Annotated in this window: 6 protein-coding genes, 14 tRNA genes, 1 rRNA gene and 1 pseudogene; all 22 read right to left on the bottom strand. The window is 37.6% G+C overall.

From position 1 onward, the window contains the following. Position 1 precedes the first annotated feature (1 nt). Positions 2-1,384: a sodium/glutamate symporter gene (locus PEPCATONIAE_RS02465; RefSeq protein ID WP_138159402.1), complete on the bottom strand. Its 1,383-nt coding sequence runs from the start codon at positions 1,382-1,384 to the stop codon at positions 2-4. A gap of 504 nt (positions 1,385-1,888) precedes the next feature. Continuing rightward, positions 1,889-2,309, bottom strand: a pseudogene (tnpA, locus tag PEPCATONIAE_RS02470) (IS200/IS605 family transposase). A 166-nt stretch (positions 2,310-2,475) separates the two neighbouring features. Then, a complete protein-coding gene (rplA, locus tag PEPCATONIAE_RS02475; RefSeq protein ID WP_138159403.1) occupies positions 2,476-3,180 on the bottom strand; it encodes a 50S ribosomal protein L1 in 705 nt (234 codons plus the stop codon). A 43-nt stretch (positions 3,181-3,223) separates the two neighbouring features. Then, complete coding sequence (gene rplK / locus PEPCATONIAE_RS02480) at positions 3,224-3,649, bottom strand: 50S ribosomal protein L11 (protein WP_138159404.1); 426 nt, start codon at positions 3,647-3,649, stop codon at positions 3,224-3,226. Between the two features lie 53 nt (positions 3,650-3,702). Further along, a complete protein-coding gene (nusG, locus tag PEPCATONIAE_RS02485) occupies positions 3,703-4,260 on the bottom strand; it encodes a transcription termination/antitermination protein NusG (protein ID WP_138159405.1) in 558 nt (185 codons plus the stop codon). 9 nt (positions 4,261-4,269) lie between these two features. Further along, complete coding sequence (secE, locus tag PEPCATONIAE_RS02490) at positions 4,270-4,491, bottom strand: preprotein translocase subunit SecE (protein ID WP_138159406.1); 222 nt, start codon at positions 4,489-4,491, stop codon at positions 4,270-4,272. A gap of 21 nt (positions 4,492-4,512) precedes the next feature. Then, complete coding sequence (rpmG, locus tag PEPCATONIAE_RS02495) at positions 4,513-4,662, bottom strand: 50S ribosomal protein L33 (protein WP_138159407.1); 150 nt, start codon at positions 4,660-4,662, stop codon at positions 4,513-4,515. A 201-nt stretch (positions 4,663-4,863) separates the two neighbouring features. Continuing rightward, positions 4,864-4,952: transfer RNA gene (locus tag PEPCATONIAE_RS02500), tRNA-Ser, on the bottom strand. A 6-nt stretch (positions 4,953-4,958) separates the two neighbouring features. Next, positions 4,959-5,034: transfer RNA gene (locus tag PEPCATONIAE_RS02505), tRNA-Lys, on the bottom strand. Between the two features lie 4 nt (positions 5,035-5,038). Further along, positions 5,039-5,115: transfer RNA gene (locus tag PEPCATONIAE_RS02510), tRNA-Gln, on the bottom strand. Between the two features lie 5 nt (positions 5,116-5,120). Further along, positions 5,121-5,197 (bottom strand) — tRNA-Arg (locus tag PEPCATONIAE_RS02515). Positions 5,198-5,331: 134 nt separating this feature from the next. Beyond that, positions 5,332-5,405, bottom strand: a tRNA-Gly gene (locus tag PEPCATONIAE_RS02520). 10 nt (positions 5,406-5,415) lie between these two features. Next, positions 5,416-5,501, bottom strand: a tRNA-Tyr gene (locus PEPCATONIAE_RS02525). Positions 5,502-5,544: 43 nt separating this feature from the next. Next, positions 5,545-5,620 (bottom strand) — tRNA-Thr (locus tag PEPCATONIAE_RS02530). A gap of 1 nt (position 5,621) precedes the next feature. Then, a tRNA-Asp gene (locus PEPCATONIAE_RS02535) sits at positions 5,622-5,698 on the bottom strand. A 20-nt stretch (positions 5,699-5,718) separates the two neighbouring features. Next, a tRNA-Val gene (locus PEPCATONIAE_RS02540) sits at positions 5,719-5,794 on the bottom strand. A 6-nt stretch (positions 5,795-5,800) separates the two neighbouring features. After that, positions 5,801-5,876, bottom strand: a tRNA-Glu gene (locus PEPCATONIAE_RS02545). Between the two features lie 12 nt (positions 5,877-5,888). Beyond that, positions 5,889-5,965: transfer RNA gene (locus PEPCATONIAE_RS02550), tRNA-Met, on the bottom strand. A gap of 20 nt (positions 5,966-5,985) precedes the next feature. Further along, a tRNA-Met gene (locus tag PEPCATONIAE_RS02555) sits at positions 5,986-6,062 on the bottom strand. 22 nt (positions 6,063-6,084) lie between these two features. Then, a tRNA-Leu gene (locus PEPCATONIAE_RS02560) sits at positions 6,085-6,173 on the bottom strand. 4 nt (positions 6,174-6,177) lie between these two features. After that, positions 6,178-6,252, bottom strand: a tRNA-Asn gene (locus PEPCATONIAE_RS02565). A 19-nt stretch (positions 6,253-6,271) separates the two neighbouring features. After that, positions 6,272-6,387 (bottom strand): 5S ribosomal RNA (gene rrf, locus PEPCATONIAE_RS02570). Positions 6,388-6,398: the final 11 nt, after the last annotated feature.

The raw sequence follows: 6,398 nt of genomic DNA on the forward strand, positions 1-6,398 counted from the left end.
TTCATTCCTCCTTAATAGAATACGTATGAGGTCTCCCCCAAACTCCTGTTACCTTACACAAAATCATACAAAAAATTATACCTGATAAATAAGCTAAGCCTATTTTTAAAGCCCCAAATTTAATTATTAACCCAGGCGTTATAGATGTTAATAATCCCCCTCCTATAAATGGACTTGTGAATGGTGCTCTACCTGCATATACTTCCGTTGCTCCAGATTTTAGCTCAGGATCGCAGGCTCTCAAAAGAAGCAATCCCGTTGCCGCAACCCCACAAAAAGTCCCAAACAAAACTATGGTATTCTCAAACCAATTGTGAGCAAACGATTTTCTTCCAATATATCCAACCCAAAACAGCATGAACAACGCCATTGTTACCTGCTGAATAGTAAGCGGGATAGCATATTCAACTACTACGGGAACGTTTACAGAAGCGATAGCGCCAACTACTAAAAAATCCATTGAGGTTCCCTGTATTCTACTTAAAGTGTTCTTATCAATATAATCACCAAACCCAAGTTTATGTACAATAAAATTAACTATAATGCCACCAAACAAAGATGTAACAAACCAAGCAACTGAAAAATTAATTAATGATTTTATTAATTTGTTCAATATCCAACCTATTAAAACTGCTAATCCCAACATTGAAAAATGAAAAGCCAATGAATCTACTACAGAGGAACTTACAGTATTTTTCATGCCAACTGGGGCTTCGTTGCAGCTAAACAACTCCCTTTCATTTTCTGAAAAAGTTCCAGAGTAATTACTAATTAGCTTGGCTTCTCCCTTCCTTACTGCAATATTGATTAAAATAGTACCCATAACTATTCCAAAAGCAAGCCCAATCGTAGCCGATGTGAGAGATAATGAGGCTCCGTCAATATAGCCTAAATCTTCAAAAACTTGGCCCATTCCTCCAGCAGTCCCATGTCCTCCAGCCCATCCTTGTTCAACTATCGTTGCAAACAATGGGCTTACATTGAAGATAGGTGTTAAGAAGAAAACAGATAATAAAATCGGTACAGCGTATTGCAAAAAAGAAGCAGAAAATGACCACAAAATCGAACCTGTTACATCTTTCATTATACCTTTTTCAGGTTTAGTCACTTTCCCCATCATCATAGGAGCAAAAACTAAAACTATTAATCTACCAGACAAAGCTGACCAAAAAGAAGTCATTTCTTTAGGTATTATTCCAATAAAATACGGTCCTAAAATTAATCCAATAAGGCCAGCTATTAATGAAGCTGGAATATGCCATCTTTTTAAAGAAACAATTTTTGACCTTATTATTGTTCCAACTAGCAATAATATTCCCAAAATTGACAAATAAATAAAAATCGAATCTAGATGCACACCTGAAAATTCATTAATTGGAATCATATAATCCCTCCTTTATCATTGTAACGTTTTTTTCATATGTAATATTTATTACATTTATACTCATATCATATTTTTTAAATTATGTCAATGCTTATTCGTAACTTTATCTAATAAATCAAAAAATTATTTTACGTTCAAACATTTTAATTAGTAACTATAGATACATAAATTTTACAGACCATATGAATTAGTATAATAAAACTATATAATAATACTTATTCCGCCCTTAAGTTCAATAATTTCTTCTTTTAAGCTAAAAATATAAAAAATAGCGTAAATAAAAAATATTCTTCTTTCACTATTTATAGTACTAATTAAACATCCTCCAACATAACCCACTGGATAGTTAATTACAATAATAATAAACCACTGGCGTAGCCAGTGGTTTTGCTTTTGTGGTCCAAGGAACCTTTTTTACTAACTGCGCCTCAAGAACGCTTGCGGTTTACCACTTGCATTTTCTACTCGCTAACTCATAAAGGGATCTGTGTTATCCATGGTTATCTAATCACTCAATTCATCTTCTTTAATTTGGTTATGAATATACTCTTTTATTGCTTTCGTATTCTTTGCCTGCTGTATCTACATAGTATCCTCGGCACCAAAATTGTCTTCCTCTGTATTTGTATTTTAAACTACCTAATTTATCGTATATCATTATACTGCTTTTACTTTTTAAGAATTCCTTAAAACTAGATACGCTCAATTTTGGTGTTGTCTCTAGTAACATGTGCACGTGATCTGGACAAACTTCTGCTTCTATTAGATTAATTCCTTTCCAATTGCACAGCTCTCTTAATATTGTGCCTATTTCCAATCTTTTACTTCCGTAAAATACTTTTCTTCTATATTTCGGAACAAACACCACATGGTATTTACAATTCCATTTTATGTGTGATAGACTATGTGTATGATTTAAATTCATAAAAAACCTCCTGTTATTTTTGTGTTCTGGTAAACCACAAATTTATTTTAACATGGAGGTCTTTTTATTATTTGTTTTTCATCGCTAAAGCTAAATTGAACCCCCGGTCCAACCGGAGGTATTCTAATTACAAAAAAAGACCGTGTCTCCACGGTCTAAAGGTGTTTTATTTTATTTCCATTAATTTTTGTCCATTAAGTCTAATTCCGGGGCCCATAGTTGTAGATAGGGTGACTGATCTTAAATACCTACCTTTAGCTGCTGCCGGCTTAGCTTTAATGATAGCTGACATAATAGTCATAAAGTTATCTTTTAATTTTTCAGTTCCGAAAGAAACCTTTCCTATAGGTACATTGATAATAGAAGCCTTGTCTACTCTATACTCAATCTTACCTGCCTTAGTTTCCTTAACTGCATTTGCAACTTCAAAGGTTACTGTTCCTGATTTAGGGTTAGGCATAAGTCCTTTAGGTCCTAAAAGTCTACCGATTTTTCCTACAACTCCCATCATATCAGGAGTCGCAATTAAAACATCAAAATCTAACCAATTTTCCTTTTGGATCTTTTCTATATATTCTTCTCCACCTGCATAATCGGCTCCAGCTTCTAAAGCTTCTTTAACCTTATCAGCCTTTGCAACTACAAGAACTTTTTTGCTCTTTCCTGTTCCGTGAGGAAGAACTGTAGTACCTCTAACTTGTTGGTCGGCATGTCTTGAATCTACTCCAAGTCTAATTGCAAGTTCAACTGTTGAATCAAATTTTGTCTTAGAAGTTTTTTGAACCAACTCAATAGCTTCATCTACATCATATAATTTAGCTCTGTCAATCAGCTTAGCACTTTCTAAATAATTTTTACCTCTTTTTGGCATTAAAATTCCCTCCTTGTGGTATTAGCGGATTAATTCCTCCCACTTAATCTACTACTTCTACACCCATACTTCTTGCTGTTCCGGCAATCATACTCATTGCAGATTCAACATTTGCTGCATTTAAGTCCTTCATTTTTAACTCTGCAATTTCCTTAATTTGTGCCGAACTTATTTTACCAACCTTTTTCTTATTAGGTTCTCCTGAAGCAGTGTTTAAATTAAGAGCCTTCTTAATTAAAACAGCCGCAGGGGGAGTTTTAGTAATAAATGTAAAAGATCTGTCTTGGTATACTGTTAAAACAACAGGAATAATTAAACCGGCTTGATCTTGTGTCTTTGCATTAAATTCCTTAGTAAATTGCATAATATTTACACCATGAGGTCCTAATGCGGTACCTACCGGTGGTGCCGGAGTTGCCTTTCCGGCCGGAATTTGTAATTTTACAATTGCTACTACTTTCTTTGCCATTTCTATTTCCTCCTTGTGGTACTCGGGATAACCCTCCCACTAAACTAAACTCACTAACTTTGCTTAATAATCTGATTAAAATCCAATTCAACCAAGGTATCTCTACCAAACATAGAAATCATAACTTTAACCTTGCCCTTTTCATAATTAAATGAATCAATAACCCCAAGAAAGTCATTAAAAGGTCCATTAATTACCTTAACGGAATCTCCAATCTCATAATCTCCGAATAATTCCTTATCACTTGCAACTCCAAGATTTCTAACTTCCTCATCTGTTAAAGGCACAGGCTTAGATCCAGGTCCTACAAACCCTGTAACTCCTCTGGTATTTCTGACAATATACCAAGATTCGTCATTCATAATCATTTTAACAAGTACATAGCTTGGAAAAATCTTTCTTTCTTTAACCTTTTTAGATCCTTCCTTATTCTCAACATACTCTTCCATAGGGACCTGAATATCAAAAATATAATTTTGCATATTGCTATTAATAACTAAGGCTTCCATAGTTGCCTTTACCTTATTCTCATGACCGGAATAAGTGTGGACTACATACCACTTAGCATTCTCTTCAGTATTATTATCATTAACTTTTACATCCTCGCTCATGATATCACCTTATCTATAAATAAAGTTACTTAACAAGAACGCAATAATTTTATCGTATACCGCAAACAATAATGTAAAAGCAATAACAGCAGATATAACAATTAAGCTATAATTAATCAGTTCTTTTTTGGTTGGCCAGACAACTTTTTTAAATTCAGATCTAACTCCTCTGAAATACTTAGATAGACTTTTAGTATTTTCAGCCTTCTTAACTCCAGTTTCTTTCGCCAATTCATATCCTCCTAAAAAAGATTACTTTGTTTCCTTATGAGCCGTATGTTTCTTACAAAACTTACAATACTTTTTTAGCTCAAGCCTCTCTGTAGTATTCTTTTTGTTTTTGTAAGTTACATAATTTCTTTGCTTACACTCAGTACATTCTAACACTACTCTATCAGCCACAAAAACACCTCCTACAAAAGAACATCAAGTTCTTATGTTTAAATTTCACCAAAACAGTTTATCATAAAACCTGCATTTTGTAAAGATTTTTAAATGCCGCTATTAGGAATACTTAGCCAATATAAGAGCTTAAAGCAAGACATAAAACTTTACAATCAATTAAAAAAGACTGCTAAACTAATAAGTTAGCAATCTTTCTTTTGGCGGAGAAGGTGGGATTCGAACCCACGTGGGCTTGCACCCTAACGGTTTTCAAGACCGCCCCGTTATGACCGCTTCGGTACCTCTCCAAAAAATGGTGACCCATGCGCGATTCGAACGCGCGACACCTTGATTAAAAGTCAAGTGCTCTGCCGACTGAGCTAATGGGTCCTATTGGCTGGGGTGGCAGGACTCGAACCTACGAAATGCCAGAGTCAAAGTCTGGTGCCTTACCGACTTGGCTACACCCCAATTATTGGTGCACCTAGGAGGATTCGAACCCCCGGCACACGGATTAGAAGTCCGTTGCTCTATCCAACTGAGCTATAGGTGCATAAATCAATTGTTTTAGGGTATTCTTATACCCTTTTCCCAAATTCACATATTTTCCTAGTAGTACGTTGCTAATGCTGTACTCTCATTATTCACTCTTACTGACTACCTTTAGAATTATACCACAAATTTATTTGGAGCGGGTGAAGGGAATCGGACCCTCGCAACCAGCTTGGAAGGCTGGGGCTCTACCACTGAGCTACACCCGCATAGAATTTTTGGTGGAGGAGAGTGGATTTGAACCACTGAAAGCTTAGCTAACGGATTTACAGTCCGTCCCCTTTGGCCAACTCGGGAACTCCTCCTTATTTATAGGAACTCTTATCCTTGCTCCTCTTTCGTAGTTTTTGGAGCTGGTGAGAGGACTTGAACCCCCAACCTACTGATTACAAGTCAGTTGCTCTACCAATTGAGCTACACCAGCATGGCGACCTGGATCGGGATCGAACCGACGACCTCCAGCGTGACAGGCTGGCATTCTAACCATCTGAACTACCAGGCCAAGAACTACTTAGTTTTTTGTGGTGGGCACAATAGGGCTCGAACCTATGACCCCCTGCTTGTAAGGCAGATGCTCTCCCAACTGAGCTATGCGCCCACACTTTGGTGACCCTGCCGGGAATCGAACCCGGGATACCACCGTGAAAGGGTGGTGTCTTAAACCGCTTGACCACAGGGCCTTATTAAATTTATGGTAGCGGCGAACAGATTTGAACTGCTGACACTGCGGGTATGAACCACATGCTCTAGCCAACTGAGCTACGCCGCCACAATCATTAAAATAACTTATGGTAGCGGGAGCAGGATTTGAACCTACGACCTTCGGGTTATGAGCCCGACGAGCTACCAAACTGCTCCATCCCGCGTCACTTCTTACCTACCTTTTTATGGTGCCGAGGACCGGAATCGAACCGGTACGATGTTTTACCATCGCAGGATTTTAAGTCCTGTGCGTCTGCCAGTTCCGCCACCCCGGCATCCTGGCTCTCAGGGTGGGACTCGAACCCACAACCTACCGGTTAACAGCCGGTTGCTCCACCATTGAGCTACCTAAGATCATTTATCCTTTCGGATAATCCGGCCTTACCTACTCTCCCGGGTCGTCTCCAACCGAGTACCATCGGCGCTCTGAGGCTTAACTTCTGTGTTCGGTATGGGTACAGGTGTCTCCCTCATGCTATCTTTACCGGATCCAACTACAA

This window comes from Peptoniphilus catoniae, from assembly GCF_901447155.2.
In the GTDB taxonomy this organism is placed as follows: Bacteria; Bacillota; Clostridia; order Tissierellales; family Peptoniphilaceae; genus Peptoniphilus_E; species Peptoniphilus_E catoniae.

Bases quoted from the DNA above. Each gene is read 5' to 3' on its own strand.
- rplK (WP_138159404.1), bottom strand. From the start codon at position 3,649: ATGGCAAAGAAAGTAGTAGCAATTGTAAAATTACAAATTCCGGCCGGA.
- nusG (WP_138159405.1), bottom strand. From the start codon at position 4,260: ATGAGCGAGGATGTAAAAGTTAATGATAATAATACTGAAGAGAATGCT.
- rplA (WP_138159403.1), bottom strand. From the start codon at position 3,180: ATGCCAAAAAGAGGTAAAAATTATTTAGAAAGTGCTAAGCTGATTGAC.
- PEPCATONIAE_RS02465 (WP_138159402.1), bottom strand. From the start codon at position 1,384: ATGATTCCAATTAATGAATTTTCAGGTGTGCATCTAGATTCGATTTTT.